This is a genomic window from Pantoea osteomyelitidis, from assembly GCF_044342975.1.
Lineage (GTDB): Bacteria > Pseudomonadota > Gammaproteobacteria > Enterobacterales > Enterobacteriaceae > Pantoea > Pantoea osteomyelitidis.
This window is the reverse complement of record NZ_JBGFSN010000004.1, coordinates 1251570-1267262: the sequence shown is the minus strand read 5'-3', so window position 1 is coordinate 1267262 and position 15693 is coordinate 1251570. Positions and strand designations below refer to the sequence as shown.

Genomic DNA, 15693 nt, shown 5'->3' with positions numbered 1-15693 from the left:
GGAACAGCAACCATGACCGAGACCCCTTTCTGGCAACGTAAACGCCTTGATGAAATGAACGATGAGGAATGGGAATCCTTGTGTGATGGCTGCGGACAGTGCTGTCTGAACAAGTTGCAGGATGCCGATACCGATGAAATTTATTTCACCAACGTCGCCTGTAATCAACTGAATATCCAAACCTGCCAGTGCCGTAACTACGAGCGCCGTTTTGAATATGAAGAGGACTGCATCAAGCTGACGCGCGAAAACCTGACCACCTTTAACTGGCTACCCCGCACCTGCGCCTATCGTCTGTTGGCGGAAGGGAAAGGGTTGCCCGCCTGGCATCCGCTGCTTACCGGTTCAAAGAAAGCGATGCACGCCCAGCGCATTTCGGTGCGCTACATTGCAGTTCGTGAAAGCGAAGTTCGCGACTGGGAAGATCACATTATCGATCGGCCTGACCGAAACGGCTGAGAAGGGCGCGATTCGTAAGCGAAGAGAAGAGATTAACGGCCTGCCATGCGCAGGCCGTGTTCGTACGGGATTAGCGTGAGAAAAGATCGCGGCGTTTGGGTTTAAACGGCTGCGCAATCAGTACCAGCAGCGCTACCAACAGATAAGCGGCAAAGATCACTATCATCCATTGCGGCATGCTCAGGGTCAGAAAGCTCCAGCCTCGCTCCGCACAGTCACCGCTGGCGACAAATACCGACGGCAACCATTTATCCAGCGGCAGCCAGCCGGGGAAACGCGCGGCGAAATCGCAGGTAACAAACGGGTTGGGATGCAGCTGGATCATGGTGTGCTCGTAAGAGAGGCGTAAGCCCTCCCAGGCGCTGCCCAGCCAGATCAGCAATGCCACATAGCGTAACGGCGTTTTCGGGGCGACAGCGCCCACAATTCCGGCGCCCATCACACCAAACAGCGCACAGCGCTCATAAATGCACATTACACAGGGTTTCAGCATCATTACATGCTGAAACCAGAGCGCGATCAGTTCAAGCGCCAGCGCGGTTAAAGCCAGTAACAGCCAGGCGCCGCGTCCACGGGAACATTGATTTAAAAATCGCAACATGTTGCTTTCCCTGTAGTCGTTAATGCCCCGCAGTGTAAACCAAAAGCAGAGCAGTGCCAGCCTGGCATCCGAAAAAAATCATTAAAAAAAATGACTTAAAACTGATCCAGGCTAACGTAATATCTTAAAAGTGCGGTTGGCTGACCCAGCCCTGCTGGATAAAGTAATCAGTAAGGGGTACCAACGTATACTCAATGCAAAATAGCCCAACCAGCGACAGCACAATGGTATAGGGCAACGCCATCCAGGCCATACGGCCATAGGAGAGACGAATCAGCGGAGCCAGCGCCGAGGTCAGCAGGAACAAAAACGCCGCCTGACCGTTGGGCGTCGCGACTGAAGGCAAATTCGTACCGGTATTCACCGCCACCGCCAGCATCTCAAACTGACGTGCATTAATGGCGCCGCTGGTAAAGGCATGTTTGGCCTCGTTGATATAGACCGAGCCGACAAAAACGTTATCCGAAATAGACGATAACAGGCCGTTAAACACATAAAACCAGGTGAGCTGCGCGCCGGGTTCCGCCTGAAGCACGAAGTGAATTAACGGGCTGAAAAGGTTCTGTTCAACAATCACTGCCACGATAGCGAAAAACACCGCCAGCAGAGCGGTAAAGGGCAGCGCTTCGGTAAACGCCTTGCCGATAGTATGTTCATCGGTGACGCCGCACAGCGAGGTAGCCAGAATAATCACCGACAGGCCAATCAGGCCTACTTCCGCCAGATGGAAAGCCAGCGCGACAATCAGCCAGACGCCAATCCCCCCCTGAATCCACAACTTAATCCACTCCTGACGCGTACGCTGTTTGCTGGTTTGACGATCGTAATCCAGCAGGATTTCACGCACCTTCGCTGGCAGCGGCTCGCCATAGCCAAACACCTTAAAACGCTCCACCAGCATGCAGGTAATGATGCCGCAGATCAGCACCGGTACCGTTACCGGGGCCATACGTAGAAAAAAGCCGATAAAATCCCATTCAGCCGCTTTGGCGATAATCAGGTTTTGCGGCTCACCCACCATGGTCATCACGCCGCCCAGCGCGGTGCCCACGCCCGCATGCATCATCAGGCTGCGCAGGAAAGCGCGGAACTTGTCCAGCGTGGCGCGATGCGTCTCGTCATGGATATTTTCGTCAAGGAAACCGTCGTCATCAGCGTGCTGGCTGGAAACCACGCGATGATAAATGCCGTAAAAGCCGATCGCGACGCTGATCACCACTGCGATGACCGTCAGCGCATCAAGAAAGGCGGAAAGAAACGCCGCTGCGAGACAAAAGGCCAGGCTGAGCACAATTTTCGAGTGAATAGAGAGCAGCAGGCGGGTAAAAACAAACAGCAGCAGCTGCTTCATAAAAAAGATGCCAGCGACCATAAAAATCAGCAGCAGCAAGACTTCGAGATTGCCCGCCAGCTCTTCCTTCACCTGCTCCGGGCTGGCCATGCCGATAAAGATCGCCTCCAGCGCCAGCAGGCCGCCCGGCAGCAGCGGGTAGCATTTCAGCGCCATACCCAGCGTGAAAATAAATTCGGCCACCAGCAGCCAGCCAGCGAGAAAAGGGCTGACGAAAAAGAATAACAGCGGATTCAGCAGCAGAAAAAAGAGCAACGTCCCTTTGTACCAGTTCGGCGACTGCCCGAGAAAATTGCGGCTGAACGCCTGTCCGTATGAAATCTCCATCTGTTTAGCTATCCTCTTTTAGCAATTTTTTAGGTTGTGCGGCCAAGGGTAAACGTCGCTGGCCGCTCAGGCAATGCGCAGACCTTGATTTTTGCGGCAGCGCGCGCTTTTAATCCCTGAGCAGGCTATATCCGTTACAGGCCGTCTGGTATGATGAGTGCAAATTATGATGAAGAAAGTAATGAGATATTAACGTTATGGTAATCAAGGCGCAGAGCCCTGCGGGATTTGCTGAAGAGTATATTATTGAAAGCATCTGGAACAGCCGTTTTCCTCCGGGGTCGATTTTACCAGCTGAACGTGAGCTTTCTGAATTAATCGGAGTAACGCGCACCACGCTGCGTGAAGTCCTGCAGCGCCTGGCTCGTGACGGCTGGCTGACCATTCAGCATGGGAAGCCGACGCGGGTAAATGATTTTTGGGAAACCTCGGGTCTGAATATTCTGGAAACCCTTGCCAGGCTCGACCACGACAGCGTGCCGCAGCTGATTGATAATCTGCTTTCAGTACGCACAAATATCGCCTCGATTTTTATCAGCCGCGCGCTGCGTCATCATCCTGACAAAGCGAAGCTGGTGCTGGAAAGCATCGGCGAAGCGGAAGATCAGGCGGACACCTTTACCGAGATGGATTATCGCGTGTTCCGCGGTCTCGCTTTCGCCTCCGGCAATCCCATTTATGGCCTGATCCTGAACGGACTGAAAGGTTTATATACGCGGGTAGGTCGCCACTATTTCTCTAACCATGAGGCGCGAGAACTGGCGCGCAGCTTTTATCAACTGCTGCTGACGCTCTGTAGCGCGCAGCCGTCCCAGGATCAGATTGTTGATGCGGTGCGTGACTATGGCCGCCGCAGCGGTGAAATCTGGCATGGGATGCAGAAAAATCTGCCGGAAGATTTAGGCAGCAAACGTTAATAAAAAAACCGGACCTTGCGTCCGGTTTTCTCTTTTACAGCGCAGAACCGCGCGATGGACAGCGCTCCAGCAGCTCGACGCTGCCATCCTCATTCTGCTGCTCCAGATTGACATCGAAGCCCCAGAGACGATGAACGTGTTTCAGCACCTCGCGACGGCTTTTATCCAGCGGCGCGCGGCTTTGCGGCACATAACGCAAGGTTAATGAACGGTCGCCACGCAAATCGACGTTATACACCTGGATGTTCGGTTCCAGATTGCTCAGGTTGTATTGTGCCGAAAGCTGCTGGCGAATCGCGCGGTAACCCGCCTCGTCGTGGATAGCGGCGATTTCCAGATAATTGTTGCGATCGTCGTCGAGCACAGTGAACAGGCGGAAATCACGCATAATTTTCGGCGAGAGGAACTGACTGATAAAGCTCTCATCTTTGAATTCGCGCATGGCAAAATGCACCGTTTCCAACCAGTCTGAACCGGCAATATCCGGGAACCAGTAGCGGTCCTCTTCCGTGGGCGACTGGCAGATGCGCTTGATATCCTGAAACATAGCAAAGCCGAGGGCGTAAGGGTTAATGCCGTTGTACCAGGGACTGTTATAGGGCGGCTGAAACACCACATTGGTGTGGCTGTGCAGAAACTCCATCATAAAGCGTTCAGACACTTTGCCTTCGTCATAGAGGTGATTCAGGATGGTGTAGTGCCAGAACGTGGCCCAACCTTCATTCATTACCTGCGTCTGTTTCTGCGGATAAAAATACTGGCTCACCTTACGCACGATGCGCAGGATTTCACGCTGCCAGGATTCCAGCAGCGGCGCATTTTTTTCCATAAAGTAGAGCAGGTTTTCCTGCGGCTCAGAGGGATAGCGCGCCGCTTCTACGTGTACCGCCTCTTTTTCCCGGCGCGGCAGCGTGCGCCACAGGGTATTCACCTGACTCTGCAGATACTCTTCGCGACTTTTCTGGCGCGCCTTCTCTTCCTGCAGCGAAATTTTTTGCGGACGTTTATAGCGATCAACGCCGTAATTCATCAGCGCGTGGCAGGAGTCGAGCAGCCGTTCCACCACCTCGACGCCAAAGCGCTCTTCACAGTCGGTAATGTAGTTTTTAGCAAACAGCAGGTAGTCGACGATTGAGCTGGCATCTGTCCAGCTGCGGAACAGGTAATTATTTTTAAAGAAAGAGTTGTGGCCGTAACAGGCGTGCGCCATCACCAGCGCCTGCATGGTCATGGTGTTCTCTTCCATCAGGTAGGCAATGCAGGGATTGGAGTTGATAACAATCTCATAGGCCAGACCCTGCTGACCATGCTTGTAGCGCTGTTCGGTCTCAATGAATTTTTTGCCGAACGACCAGTGGGCATAGTTTATCGGCATACCGACACTGGAATAGGCATCCATCATCTGCTCGGAAGTGATGACTTCAATCTGATGGGGGTAGGTATCGAGGCGATAGAGCTTGGCTACGCGGTCAATCTCTTCCAGGTAGACATCGAGCAGGTCGAATGTCCAGTCAGGTCCGTCATCGAGTCGTTTGCTGTCCTTAATGGCATCGTCTAAGATAGTCGTCATAGCGCACCTCTGTTATGCAAACGGGTCTGGCCCGGCGGGCACAGCCTGTTCCGGTTATGTAAGGCTACATCCTGCGTAAAGAGAGCCCAAAGAACTGAGCGAACACTTCTATGATAGTTCACTGTCGTCTATCCGAAACCGGAACTCAAATGAATTCTTCGGCAGAAAATCATCCAAACCTTCAGGTAGCCAGATTTCATGGCGTGAAATTTCAGCCTCGCTTTTAATACCGGAATAAAATGCTGTTCATAAGGGTTTTATATGGCGATGAGTGATTCTCCTGAAAAAAGTGAATTTCACTGAGGCAATCTTGATTAACCACTGATAAATGCGCTTTTGCCGGAAAAAACACTGAATTTTGATCCGCTGCATGATTTTAGTTACCGCTTTGGTGAAAAACATGTGAAATAAGTTATCGGAAAGAGTGGCAAAAAGGGCTGATTCATTCATGCTGTTGATGGCGGAATGAGCAGTGAATTATGCTTTTGTTGATGGCGGTGGGGTACGTATGCGCATTGTGATTCTCGGAAGTGGAGTGGTCGGCGTGGCGAGCGCCTGGTATCTGGCGAAGGCGGGGCATGAGGTTACGGTGATCGATCGTCAGCCCGGCGCCGCGCTGGAAACCAGCGCCGGAAATGCCGGACAGATTTCGCCAGGCTACGCCGCGCCCTGGGCCGCGCCGGGCGTGCCGCTGAAAGCGGTGAAATGGATGTTTGAACGTCATGCGCCGCTGGCGATTCGCCTGGACGGCAGTCGCTTTCAGCTGGAGTGGATGTGGAACATGCTGCGCAACTGCGATATGCGCCACTATCAGCAAAATAAAAGCCGTATGGTGCGCATCGCGGAATACAGCCGCGATTGCCTCAAGGCGCTGCGCGAAGAGACCGGCATCGCCTATGAAGGGCGTCAGGGCGGAACGCTACAGTTGTTTCGCACGGCGCAACAGTATGAAAGCGCCAGCAAAGATATCGCCGTGTTGCAGCAGGCGGGCGTGCCTTATGAACTGCTGGAAGCGAACCAGCTTGCGCGCGTGGAGCCAGCGCTGGCCGCGACGCAGCATAAACTGACGGGCGGCTTGCGGCTGCCAAATGATGAAACCGGCGACTGTCAGCTTTTCACCCAACGTCTGGCAAAAATGGCGGAAGAAGCGGGCGTAACCTTTCGCTTTGATACCGCCGTGGATCAGCTGCTGCGTGAAGGCAACCGAATTTATGGCGTGAAGTGCGGTGACGAGGTGATCAAAGCGGACGCTTACGTGGTTGCCTTTGGTTCTTACTCTACCGCGCTTCTGAATCGCATTTTGGCTATTCCGGTTTATCCGCTGAAAGGCTATTCACTGACCATTCCAATTAAAGATCCTGCCGCAGCGCCAGTCTCCACCATCCTTGACGAAACCTACAAAGTGGCGGTTACCCGCTTCGATAATCGTATCCGCGTCGGCGGCATGGCTGAAATTGTTGGTTTTAACAACAAACTGTTGCCGGCACGACGTGAAACGCTGGAGATGGTGGTCCGCGATCTCTATCCTGAAGGCGGCCATATTGAGCAGGCCACTTTCTGGAGCGGATTGCGCCCGATGACGCCAGACGGTACGCCGATCGTGGGTCGTACGCCGCTCAATAATCTTTATCTCAACACCGGTCACGGCACGCTTGGCTGGACAATGGCCTGTGGTTCAGGCCAGCTGCTGGCAGATTTAATCTCCGGACAGAAACCGGCTATCGCGGCAGACGATCTGTCGGTGCTGCGCTATCTGCCGGGTTTCGATCATCAGGCTTCGCCGTTGCGTAACGCCAACGCGACCCGTTAAGCATTCAAAGAGAGGAAGTATGTCACGTCCAATTGTCGCAACCATCAACCAACAGGCGTTGCGACATAACCTGGCGGTAGTGCGCCAGGCTGCTCCCCATTCGCGCGTCTGGTCGGTGGTCAAGGCCAACGCCTACGGCCATGGCATCGCCCGCAGCTGGCAGGGTCTGGCTGAAACCGACGGATTCGCATTGCTTAACCTGGAAGAGGCGATCCTGTTGCGTGAGCAGGGCTGGAAAAAGCCTATTTTGCTGCTGGAAGGTTTCTTCCAGAGCGAAGAGCTGGCCCTGCTTGATCGCTATCGTTTGACCACCAGCATCCACAGCAACTGGCAAATTCAGGCGCTGGCAAAGGCGCAGCTGAGCGCGCCGCTGGATATTTACGTCAAGATCAACAGCGGCATGAATCGCCTCGGCTTCCGACCTGAACAGCTGCATGCGGTGTGGAAAAAGCTGCGCTCGCTGGAGAACGTCGATGAGATGACGCTGATGGCGCATTTCGCGGATGCGGAGAAAGCTGACGGTCTGATTGAGCCGCTACAGCGCATCGAACGCGCGGCGGAAGGGCTGGATACGCCACGTTCTTTGTCGAACTCCGCTGCCACGCTCTGGCATCCTGAAGCGCATTTTGACTGGGTGCGGCCGGGAATTGTGCTCTATGGCGCGTCGCCGAGCGGCCAGTGGCGTGACATCGCCAGCACCGGGCTAAAACCGGTCATGACGCTGGCAAGCGAAATCATTGGTGTTCAGCAGCTCAGCGCGGGGGACGGAGTAGGTTATGGCTATCGTTATCATGCCAGCGGCGAGCAGCGCATTGGTATCGTGGCCTGCGGTTATGCCGACGGCTATCCGCGTCATGCTCCCACCGGCACGCCGATCAGCGTTGACGGCGTGATAACCCGCACCCTGGGCGCCGTCTCGATGGATATGCTCATGGTGGATCTCACGCCCTGTCCACAGGCGGGGATCGGTTCTCAGGTGGAGCTGTGGGGCGAGCAGGTCAAAATTGATGATGTTGCCCATGCAGCAGGCACGGTGGGTTACGAGCTGATGTGCGCGCTCGCGCCCCGCGTGCCGGTAGAAATTATCTGATTCAAAGCGCGGTCAGCGTACCGCGCATCTTTTTGCTGCAGCGCCAGGCGATCAGTGCCAGCACTGCGCCTGCCAGCATCATCAGCGCCAGCGCCGATTTCTCCGCCACCGGCAGCGCCACCATCAGCAGGCTGCCTGCCGCACCGCCCGCCATCTGGATAAACCCCTGTAATGCTGACGCCACACCCGCCTGCTGCTGATAAGGCTCAAGCGCATAGCTGGTGGCCGGACCCACGGTAAAGGCCAGCCCGGCCACGGAAACCGCAACGGGCAACATGTAGAGCGCCCAGTGCGTCTGCCAGAGAGCAGGCAACAGCAGCTGTCCGCCGGTCATCAGCAGCGCGCCCAACAGCATGGTGACAAATCCCATCGCCAGACAGAATGGCCGTCCCGCTTTGCGGATAGTTTTGTTGACGAAGGCGCTGACCAGCATGATCCAGAGACCGTTAGCACCGAAAGCGAAAGAGAACTGAATCGGGGAGAGTTCCCCCTCGGTCATCAGGACATGCGGCGCAAGCGAGACGTAGGTTAACACCATACCCAGCGCGCCAGCGTTAGCGAAAGCAAAGGCGAGAAAGCGCGGCTGACGCAAAATCGCGCCGTATTGACGCAGCGGCAGTCCGGCTACCCGCAGCGTATCCGCCGGGCGCGTCTCCGGCAGCCAGACGATAACGATCAGGCCGATCAACAGGCCATAGGCGCTGAGAAACCAGAAGGGCGCGCGCCAGCCAAAGGCATCCGCCAGCAGGCCACCCAATAGCGGTGCCAGCGCCGGTACGATATTCAGCGCGCCATTAAGAAAGCCATAGGCGCGCGCCGCATCGTCACCGCTCAGGCGATCGCGCACGCCGCTGAAGGCGACCACGGCAGTACAGCACACCGCGCAGCCCTGAATCAGACGCGCCAACAGGAATACCGGCCAGAGAGTGGCGGTAGCGGCCACCGCGCTGCCGAGAATATAGAGCGCCAGACCGATGAGCGCGACCGGCTTACGGCCAAAATTGTCGACCAGCGGGCCGGTGATGAGCTGACCGATCCCCATTACCAGCAGGAACAGAGGAATTGTCGCCTGAATATTCGCCACCGGCGTGGCAAGCCCCTGAGCGATTTGCGGCAGGGTAGGTAAATAGAGATCAATGCCTAACGGCGCAAGCAGCACCAAACTCAGCAGAAGAAGGGTAAATTTTTGCATATCAGCCAGCAAACATCCTGTCAAAAGAGCGGGAGAGGGTAATGACTCAGGGGCGAAAAGGGAAGGGAAAACCAGACAGAAAATGCGGTGCCTGAGCAAAAGCGCTCAGGCACCGTGTCGGGAAGGGAATCAATAAGCGCCGTCGCGACGTAGCACAACCCCGGCGGTTTTAAACAGAATAGCGATATCGGTCCACAGCGCCCAGTTTTTCACATACCAGGAGTCAAAGTAGACGCGCGTATCGTAATCGATATCGTTACGGCCACTGACCTGCCACAGGCCGGTCATGCCGGGTTTCGCCATCAGGTAATAGTCCACATCGCCAGCGTAACGCTCCAGCTCTGCTTCGATAACCGGACGCGGTCCCACCAGGCTCATTTCGCCACGGATAACGTTCCAGAGCTGAGGCAGTTCGTCGAGACTGGTTTTACGCAAAAAACCGCCAATTTTGGTGATGCGTGGGTCGTTTTTCAGTTTGAAGTCGCGATCCCATTCGGCACGCGCCTCGGCGCTGGTAGCCAGCAGATTCTGCAGTACCTCTTGCGAGTTGGTCACCATCGAACGGAACTTAAGGCACTTAAATTTCTTGCCTTCATGTCCGATGCGCTCATGTCCATAGATCGCATTGCCGCCGTCACGCTTCACCATCCAGCAAAGCAGGCCAAACACCGGCGCGAGAAACAGTAGCAACAACGAGGCGACCACGATATCAAACGCGCGCTTCAGGAAGCGTGATGAACGTTTTGCCAGATTATTGCTGACACGCAATATCATCACTTCATGGCTGAAGATAAAAGACATATCGGTGCCGTAGAGCGGCACGCCGCGCAGCGTCGGGATCACGGAGATAGAGCGACACTGCATTTTCGACAGAAACTTCAGCCACTTGTCACGCACGCCCTGCTGCTCATATTCCATCGCCACGATGAACTGCGTATTATCGCGGTCCATGGTCTGCCAGTTGATGTCCTTAAAGGTGATCACCGGCACGCCGTTGACGTTGTCAGGATGATTGCCGTCGTCAATGGCGACGAAGGCCTGCACGTTATAGCCGAGAATCTCTTCGCTCTGTAACGCGGCGTAGGCTTCCAGCGCATTTTTGCCGGAACCAATGATAATGGTCTCTTTCTGCCACTGACCCGCTTTGTTGATTGCGCGTTTCACCATGGCACGCATTAACGGCAGCAGCAGCAGCGCATAACTCCAGCTGAAGCCCCAAATCAGACGTGAAAAATCCCATTTGGAAAAGGCGATAAAGGCCAAATCCAGCAGTGAAAAAACAAAAAGGGTTTTGATAATTTCTTTCAGCTCAAACCAAAAAGGCTTGCGATACGAATAATGACGCATCCGTACCCAAAACCAACCTGTGCAGAGCACTGACATAATAAACTGGGCAATAAAACGGTATTCGATCTGCTGCGGTGGAATAAAAGTGTCCAGTTCTCCCCAAATACCCTGAACAGTGGCAGCTGATAAAAACAATGCCAAATTCAAAGCGATAAGATCTGAAATGCTCAGGGCAAATTTCGCAATAATATTTTTACGCAACCCGCTCCAGGAACGGCTTGCATCATTCAAAACCAATGTACTTGCCATAAAACCTGCTCTCTTTTCTTAAGTAAAAGATGGCCTGACCAGAATCAAGTACGCGCTCAGGAGTAAACCGCTGAAAGAAAAAAGACCTGCTTTTTCAGCGTGCTAAAAGTCAATGCTGCCATAAGCGCTGCACCAAAAGCTTTTGCGGCAACGTGATTAACGTCACGAAAAGCAGCAGCAACGTTAAAGAGTATGCAGGAGATATTTGACATAGTTAATATGGAAATAATCTGAAAACGTAAAATCTGACTAAAGTTCGCTTAAGGTAACTGGATGATTTAAAAGAGTAAAAACAGGAAGGGGGCGAATATAACAATAAATTTTAAGCCTCTTTTTCGGAATTACCGCCAAACAATAAGAATGGCGGTAAAAAGCAGAAATCATGCCGGTTTTTTTAAAACCCAGCGGTCTTGTTGCTTATCATAATGTCCGATCTCCAGGTCAACCGGTTCCCCGTCAATCCAGGCCGGTACGCTGGTCTCCTGATCCCAGCCATCCAGTTGATAACTCAGGCCGGGATTGGTTTGACAGGGAATACTCACCGTCTCAAGATTTTCTGCATTTAGTTCGGCATCTATAATTTCATACCGACCAATTTTAACGATATGTCCCATTGTTTTCTCCCGTGTGCTCTGGGTTAAATAGAGATCATAGTCGTTATGCGCGGAATATCGAGCGGAATGCTCCAGGATTATTCCTTCTCTTCAGCAAAGCGAACGCCAATTTTTATAATTCGATTATCTTCTTTCTCCGCCACGGTCCAGATCAAATGGTTCCACTCAACCTGATCGCCAACAACCGGCGAGTTGCTCAATCTGCCCATAATCAGCTGACCCAGCGTTTGCAGATCGTTTGTCTCTTCATTCAGCTCAAGGCCATAAATTTGCGCGACATCGCGCAGGCGCGCTTCGGCATCAAGAATGAAATCACCAAAGAAACGCTGATCGAGCGATACCGGCGGGGTCTGGCTGAACATTTTACCCAGCGCGGGCAGATCGCGCTCACGACCGATAACGCACAGCACATCTCCCTCTTTAAGGCGGGTATTGCCGCTGGGATGCATCAATACATTATCGCGAAACAGCGCGGCAATACGTGTTTCTCGTGGCATTTTCAAATCGCGCAGCGCGGCGCCCACGCACCATTTATCTGCGCTGAGCTGATAAACAAATTGCTCCCAGGGATTTTCCGGATGAATATCCAGCCCGACGCGGCTGATCGGCGAGGCGGTTGGCGGCACAATCACGCGAAATTTGCGGGCGGCGAAACCCAGCGAGGTACCCTGTAGCATCAGCGACACCAGCACCACAAAGAAGGCGATATTAAAGTAGAGCGAGGCGTTTTCCAGGCCCGCCATCATCGGGAACACTGCGAGGATAATCGGCACCGCGCCGCGTAAGCCTACCCAACTGATAAAGAGACGCTCACGACCGTTAAAGGCGCGGAACGGCAGCAGGCCAATCAGAACGGAAAGCGGACGCGCAATCAGAATCAGCCACAGCGACAGGATCATCGCCGGTACGGCGATATGCCACAGGTCTGAGGGCGTGACCAGCAGGCCAAGCACGATAAACATGCCGATCTGGCTCAGCCACGCCATGCCATCAAAGGTTTGCAGGATACCGTGGCGATTACGGATTGGCCGGTTGCCTAACAGGAAACCGCACAGATAGACGGCGAGAATGCCGCTGCCTTCCAGCACTGTGGTTAAGGCAAACACCAGAATGCCGCCGCTCACCGCCAGCAGCGGATACAAACCATTCGCCAGTGAGATACGGTTAATTAATTGCTGTAGCGCCCAGCCGCCGCCGAGGCCGAGCACGATACCCAAACCGAACTGCTGCACCAGATGCACAAGGAACATCCAGCTCAGGCCGGTTTCCCCCTGTTGAATCATCTCAATCAGGGTAATAGTAAGAAACACCGCCATGGGATCGTTGCTGCCGGACTCGATCTCCAGCGTCGAGCTGACGCGCTCGTTAAGCCCTTTATCGCCCAGCAGGGAAAATACCGCCGCCGCGTCAGTGGAGCCGATAATGGCGCCAATCAGAAATCCCTGCATCAGATCCAGCCGGAACAGCCAGGCCGCGACCAGGCCCGTCAGGCTGGCAGTGATGAGTACCCCCACGGTTGAGAGCGAGAGCGCCGGTCCCAGCGCCACTCTGAAAGAGCTCGCCTTGGTGCGCATACCGCCATCCAGCAGAATCACCGCCAGCGCCAGGTTGGAAACCAGATAAGCCACGGGATAGTTATCAAAGGCGATGCCGCCGATACCATCAATACCGGTAATCATACCGAGCGCCAGGAAGATCACCAGAATAGGAATACCGAGGCGGGAAGAGAATGAGCTTAACAGGATACTTGCTGCAACCAGCACGGAACCGATGATGAAAACACTGTAAATCATGCTGGCATTCAAGACGCTTACTCCTGCGATTTGAGAATGGGGACTTCCGGACAGTGTGTTGTATCTGCGCGGCCCTTGTCAAAAGATAATGCTTAATCAATAAGTTGTCAGCGTCGGCAGCCACAGATTCGCATTTTATCTTACAGCGTCGCGTTAGTGAATTGATTAAAAAAAACACTGGATATTTAAACAGGTCATTGTATACTATTTCTACTGCCCGACCGGGTAAACGCTGTTGGTATGTATATGGTGAAGCCTATGATGATTTCGACAGAAAACCTGAATTCGCTGAATCAATCGGTCACAATGAGCAGCCGTGAAATTGCGAAGATGACAGGCGTAACGCACGGTGAAGTGAAGCGTTTGATTAAAAGTCTTGAAACGGCGCAGCGTCTTTCGCAGCCGTTGAGCGTTAGCGCTTATGAAAATGCAGGAGAAATGCGCCAGGAGTATTGCCTGAACAAGCGCGACTCGCTTCTTGCGGTCGCTCGTCTTTCGCCGGGCTTTACTGCCGAAGCGCTGGATCGCTGGCAGGAGCGCGAGAGAAGTACGCATCTGCCCGATTTCACCAACCCCGCTGCGGCGGCGCGTGCCTGGGCTGAACAGTTTGAACAGCGTCAGGCCGCTGAGCAGCAGCTGGCCTTGTCAGCCCCAAAGGCTGAATTCTTTGACCGTTTCGTCCAGGTCGAGGACTCGATGGGTTTTCGTCAGCTGTGTAAAATGCTCAAAGTCAAAGAGCCGGAGTTTCGTCAGTTCCTGCTTGAGCGCAACATCATGTATCGCGCTAACGGTGTTCTGACGCCTCAGCAGCACCATCTTCAGGCCGGTTACTTTACGCTGCGCGCAGGAGTAGGGGAAAATCTTCATGCATTTTCTCAGGCACGTTTTACCGCTAAAGGGGTGAAATGGGTGGCCAGCCTGTGGGCGGGCCATGTTGCCTCGCAGCCCAAAGGCGCTGCGGCCTGAGTCTGAAACGATGAAAAAAGCCGGTCACTGACCGGCTTTTGCATTTTCAGGCTTCGGCAGCCTGCTTGTGGAACAGCTCGCGGAATACCGGATAAATATCTTCCGGTTCGCGAATATGCTGGATAGCGAAATTATCAAAGATATTTTGCAGATGTTCATATTCACGCCAGAGCGTTTGATGCGCGCGCCGCGTAATTTCGATGTAACTGTAATAACGCACCACAGGCAAAATATTTTTTGCCAGTATTTCGTGACACAGCGGCGAATCATCTGCCCAGTTATCGCCATCGGACGCCTGTGCCGCATAGATATTCCATTGCGCCGGGTCGTAACGATCCTTGACCACCTCGTCCATCAACTTCAGTGCGCTGGAAACGATAGTGCCGCCGGTTTCCTGCGAATAAAAGAATTCCTGCTCATCCACTTCTTTTGCCTGCGTATGGTGGCGAATATAAACCACGTCGACGTTTTTATAGGTACGGCTCAGGAACAGATAAAGCAAAATGTAGAAGCGTTTCGCCATATCCTTGGTCGCCTGATCCATCGAGCCGGAGACGTCCATCAGACAGAACATCACTGCCTGACTGGAAGGTTCCGGCCGCTTCTCAAAGTTTTTGTAACGCAGGTCAAAGGTATCGATAAAGGGTACGCGCTCAATACGCGCCCGCAGATCGGCAATCTCCTGACGTAAACGCTCTTCCTCCAGCAGCTGCGCCGGTTCGGTATTCTCAATGTCCGAAAGTTCAGCTTCCAGCTCATGCAGCATACGTCGCTTGCCCGCCGTCATGGCCGTACGCCGCGCCAGCGAATTTTGTAATGAACGCACCACGCTGATATTGGCGGGTACGCCATTGGCGGTATAACCGGCACGATGTGTTTTGTACTCGTTCAGCTGGCGATGCTGGTTCTTACGCAGATTCGGCAGCGCCAGATCTTCAAAAAGCAGATCGAGATATTCATCTTTGGAAATCTGAAAAACAAATTCATCCTGACCTTCACCATCCTGGCTGGCATTTCCCTGACCGCCGCCGTTACCGCCGCCGCCCCCTTGCGGGCGCTCGATGCGATCGTTTTGCACAAAGTGATCGTTACCCGGATGAACGCGATGGCGATGACCGCCGCGTCCCTGATGGAAAATCGGCTCATTGATGTCATCTATTGGAATAGAGACAGACTCACCGCTTTCCACGTCGGTAACCGAACGCTTGTTGATGGCCTCGGAGATCGACTGCTTGATTTGCGACTTATAGCGGCGCAAGAAGCGCTGTCGGTTGACTGCGCTTTTGTTTTTGCCGTTCAGTCGCCGATCGATGAAATAGGCCATAGAGTTCCCCCAAACTACAGTGCAAGCCAGGCCGGACAAGCCGGCCTTCTTTTCCCCGGCGCCCCTGCGCCGATCAGCTTACA

General features: G+C 53.8%; 13 protein-coding genes. 5 read left to right on the top strand and 8 right to left on the bottom strand.

Annotation, left to right across the window (positions count from 1 at the left end; translation table 11 throughout):
* Positions 1-12 precede the first annotated feature (12 nt).
* Positions 13-459, top strand: coding sequence for a YcgN family cysteine cluster protein (locus ABU178_RS11080; protein WP_397214755.1), 447 nt, complete (start codon positions 13-15; stop codon positions 457-459).
* Positions 460-529: 70 nt separating this feature from the next.
* On the opposite strand, the gene dsbB is transcribed toward ABU178_RS11080, so the two are convergent.
* Both dsbB and nhaB read right to left on the bottom strand, forming a co-directional pair.
* Positions 530-1060, bottom strand: coding sequence for a disulfide bond formation protein DsbB (dsbB, locus tag ABU178_RS11075; RefSeq protein ID WP_397214753.1), 531 nt, complete (start codon positions 1058-1060; stop codon positions 530-532).
* Between the two features lie 124 nt (positions 1061-1184).
* A complete protein-coding gene (nhaB, locus tag ABU178_RS11070) occupies positions 1185-2738 on the bottom strand; it encodes a sodium/proton antiporter NhaB (protein ID WP_397214751.1) in 1554 nt (517 codons plus the stop codon).
* A gap of 197 nt (positions 2739-2935) precedes the next feature.
* On the opposite strand from nhaB, the gene fadR reads away from it, so the two are divergent.
* The gene (fadR, locus tag ABU178_RS11065) at positions 2936-3655 is read left to right on the top strand and encodes a fatty acid metabolism transcriptional regulator FadR (protein ID WP_397214749.1); all 720 of its coding nucleotides are present in this window, start codon (positions 2936-2938) and stop codon (positions 3653-3655) included.
* Between the two features lie 34 nt (positions 3656-3689).
* On the opposite strand, the gene ABU178_RS11060 is transcribed toward fadR, so the two are convergent.
* Positions 3690-5225, bottom strand: coding sequence for a SpoVR family protein (locus ABU178_RS11060; protein WP_397214747.1), 1536 nt, complete (start codon positions 5223-5225; stop codon positions 3690-3692).
* A 508-nt stretch (positions 5226-5733) separates the two neighbouring features.
* Here ABU178_RS11060 and ABU178_RS11055 point away from each other — a divergent pair.
* Positions 5734-7035, top strand: coding sequence for a D-amino acid dehydrogenase (locus ABU178_RS11055; RefSeq protein ID WP_397215778.1), 1302 nt, complete (start codon positions 5734-5736; stop codon positions 7033-7035).
* A gap of 19 nt (positions 7036-7054) precedes the next feature.
* A complete protein-coding gene (gene dadX, locus ABU178_RS11050; RefSeq protein ID WP_397214745.1) occupies positions 7055-8125 on the top strand; it encodes a catabolic alanine racemase DadX in 1071 nt (356 codons plus the stop codon).
* Position 8126: 1 nt separating this feature from the next.
* On the opposite strand, the gene ABU178_RS11045 is transcribed toward dadX, so the two are convergent.
* From ABU178_RS11045 to ABU178_RS11030, 4 genes are all read right to left on the bottom strand, one after another.
* The gene (locus ABU178_RS11045; protein WP_397214743.1) at positions 8127-9317 is read right to left on the bottom strand and encodes a multidrug effflux MFS transporter; all 1191 of its coding nucleotides are present in this window, start codon (positions 9315-9317) and stop codon (positions 8127-8129) included.
* 129 nt (positions 9318-9446) lie between these two features.
* Positions 9447-10913, bottom strand: coding sequence for an undecaprenyl-phosphate galactose phosphotransferase WbaP (wbaP, locus tag ABU178_RS11040; protein ID WP_397214741.1), 1467 nt, complete (start codon positions 10911-10913; stop codon positions 9447-9449).
* 380 nt (positions 10914-11293) lie between these two features.
* Positions 11294-11527: a DUF1480 family protein gene (locus tag ABU178_RS11035; protein ID WP_397214739.1), complete on the bottom strand. Its 234-nt coding sequence runs from the start codon at positions 11525-11527 to the stop codon at positions 11294-11296.
* A gap of 77 nt (positions 11528-11604) precedes the next feature.
* Positions 11605-13332, bottom strand: a complete 1728-nt coding sequence (locus tag ABU178_RS11030; RefSeq protein WP_397214737.1) for a potassium/proton antiporter — start codon at positions 13330-13332, stop codon at positions 11605-11607.
* 246 nt (positions 13333-13578) lie between these two features.
* Here ABU178_RS11030 and ABU178_RS11025 point away from each other — a divergent pair, with 246 nt between their 5' ends.
* Positions 13579-14286, top strand: coding sequence for a phage antirepressor KilAC domain-containing protein (locus tag ABU178_RS11025; protein ID WP_397214735.1), 708 nt, complete (start codon positions 13579-13581; stop codon positions 14284-14286).
* A gap of 46 nt (positions 14287-14332) precedes the next feature.
* Here ABU178_RS11025 and ABU178_RS11020 read toward each other — a convergent pair whose 3' ends face one another.
* Positions 14333-15610 (bottom strand): YeaH/YhbH family protein, encoded by a 1278-nt coding sequence (locus ABU178_RS11020; protein WP_397214733.1) that lies wholly within the window; start codon positions 15608-15610, stop codon positions 14333-14335.
* Positions 15611-15693: the final 83 nt, after the last annotated feature.

What these genes read in the sequence shown, in the direction of transcription:
- ABU178_RS11080 (WP_397214755.1), top strand. Translation starts at nt 13, where the DNA reads ATGACCGAGACCCCTTTCTGGCAACGTAAACGCCTTGATGAAATGAAC.
- dsbB (WP_397214753.1), bottom strand. Translation starts at nt 1,060, where the DNA reads ATGTTGCGATTTTTAAATCAATGTTCCCGTGGACGCGGCGCCTGGCTG.
- nhaB (WP_397214751.1), bottom strand. Translation starts at nt 2,738, where the DNA reads ATGGAGATTTCATACGGACAGGCGTTCAGCCGCAATTTTCTCGGGCAG.
- fadR (WP_397214749.1), top strand. Translation starts at nt 2,936, where the DNA reads ATGGTAATCAAGGCGCAGAGCCCTGCGGGATTTGCTGAAGAGTATATT.
- ABU178_RS11060 (WP_397214747.1), bottom strand. Translation starts at nt 5,225, where the DNA reads ATGACGACTATCTTAGACGATGCCATTAAGGACAGCAAACGACTCGAT.
- ABU178_RS11055 (WP_397215778.1), top strand. Translation starts at nt 5,734, where the DNA reads ATGCGCATTGTGATTCTCGGAAGTGGAGTGGTCGGCGTGGCGAGCGCC.
- dadX (WP_397214745.1), top strand. Translation starts at nt 7,055, where the DNA reads ATGTCACGTCCAATTGTCGCAACCATCAACCAACAGGCGTTGCGACAT.
- ABU178_RS11045 (WP_397214743.1), bottom strand. Translation starts at nt 9,317, where the DNA reads ATGCAAAAATTTACCCTTCTTCTGCTGAGTTTGGTGCTGCTTGCGCCG.
- wbaP (WP_397214741.1), bottom strand. Translation starts at nt 10,913, where the DNA reads ATGGCAAGTACATTGGTTTTGAATGATGCAAGCCGTTCCTGGAGCGGG.
- ABU178_RS11035 (WP_397214739.1), bottom strand. Translation starts at nt 11,527, where the DNA reads ATGGGACATATCGTTAAAATTGGTCGGTATGAAATTATAGATGCCGAA.
- ABU178_RS11025 (WP_397214735.1), top strand. Translation starts at nt 13,579, where the DNA reads ATGATGATTTCGACAGAAAACCTGAATTCGCTGAATCAATCGGTCACA.
- ABU178_RS11020 (WP_397214733.1), bottom strand. Translation starts at nt 15,610, where the DNA reads ATGGCCTATTTCATCGATCGGCGACTGAACGGCAAAAACAAAAGCGCA.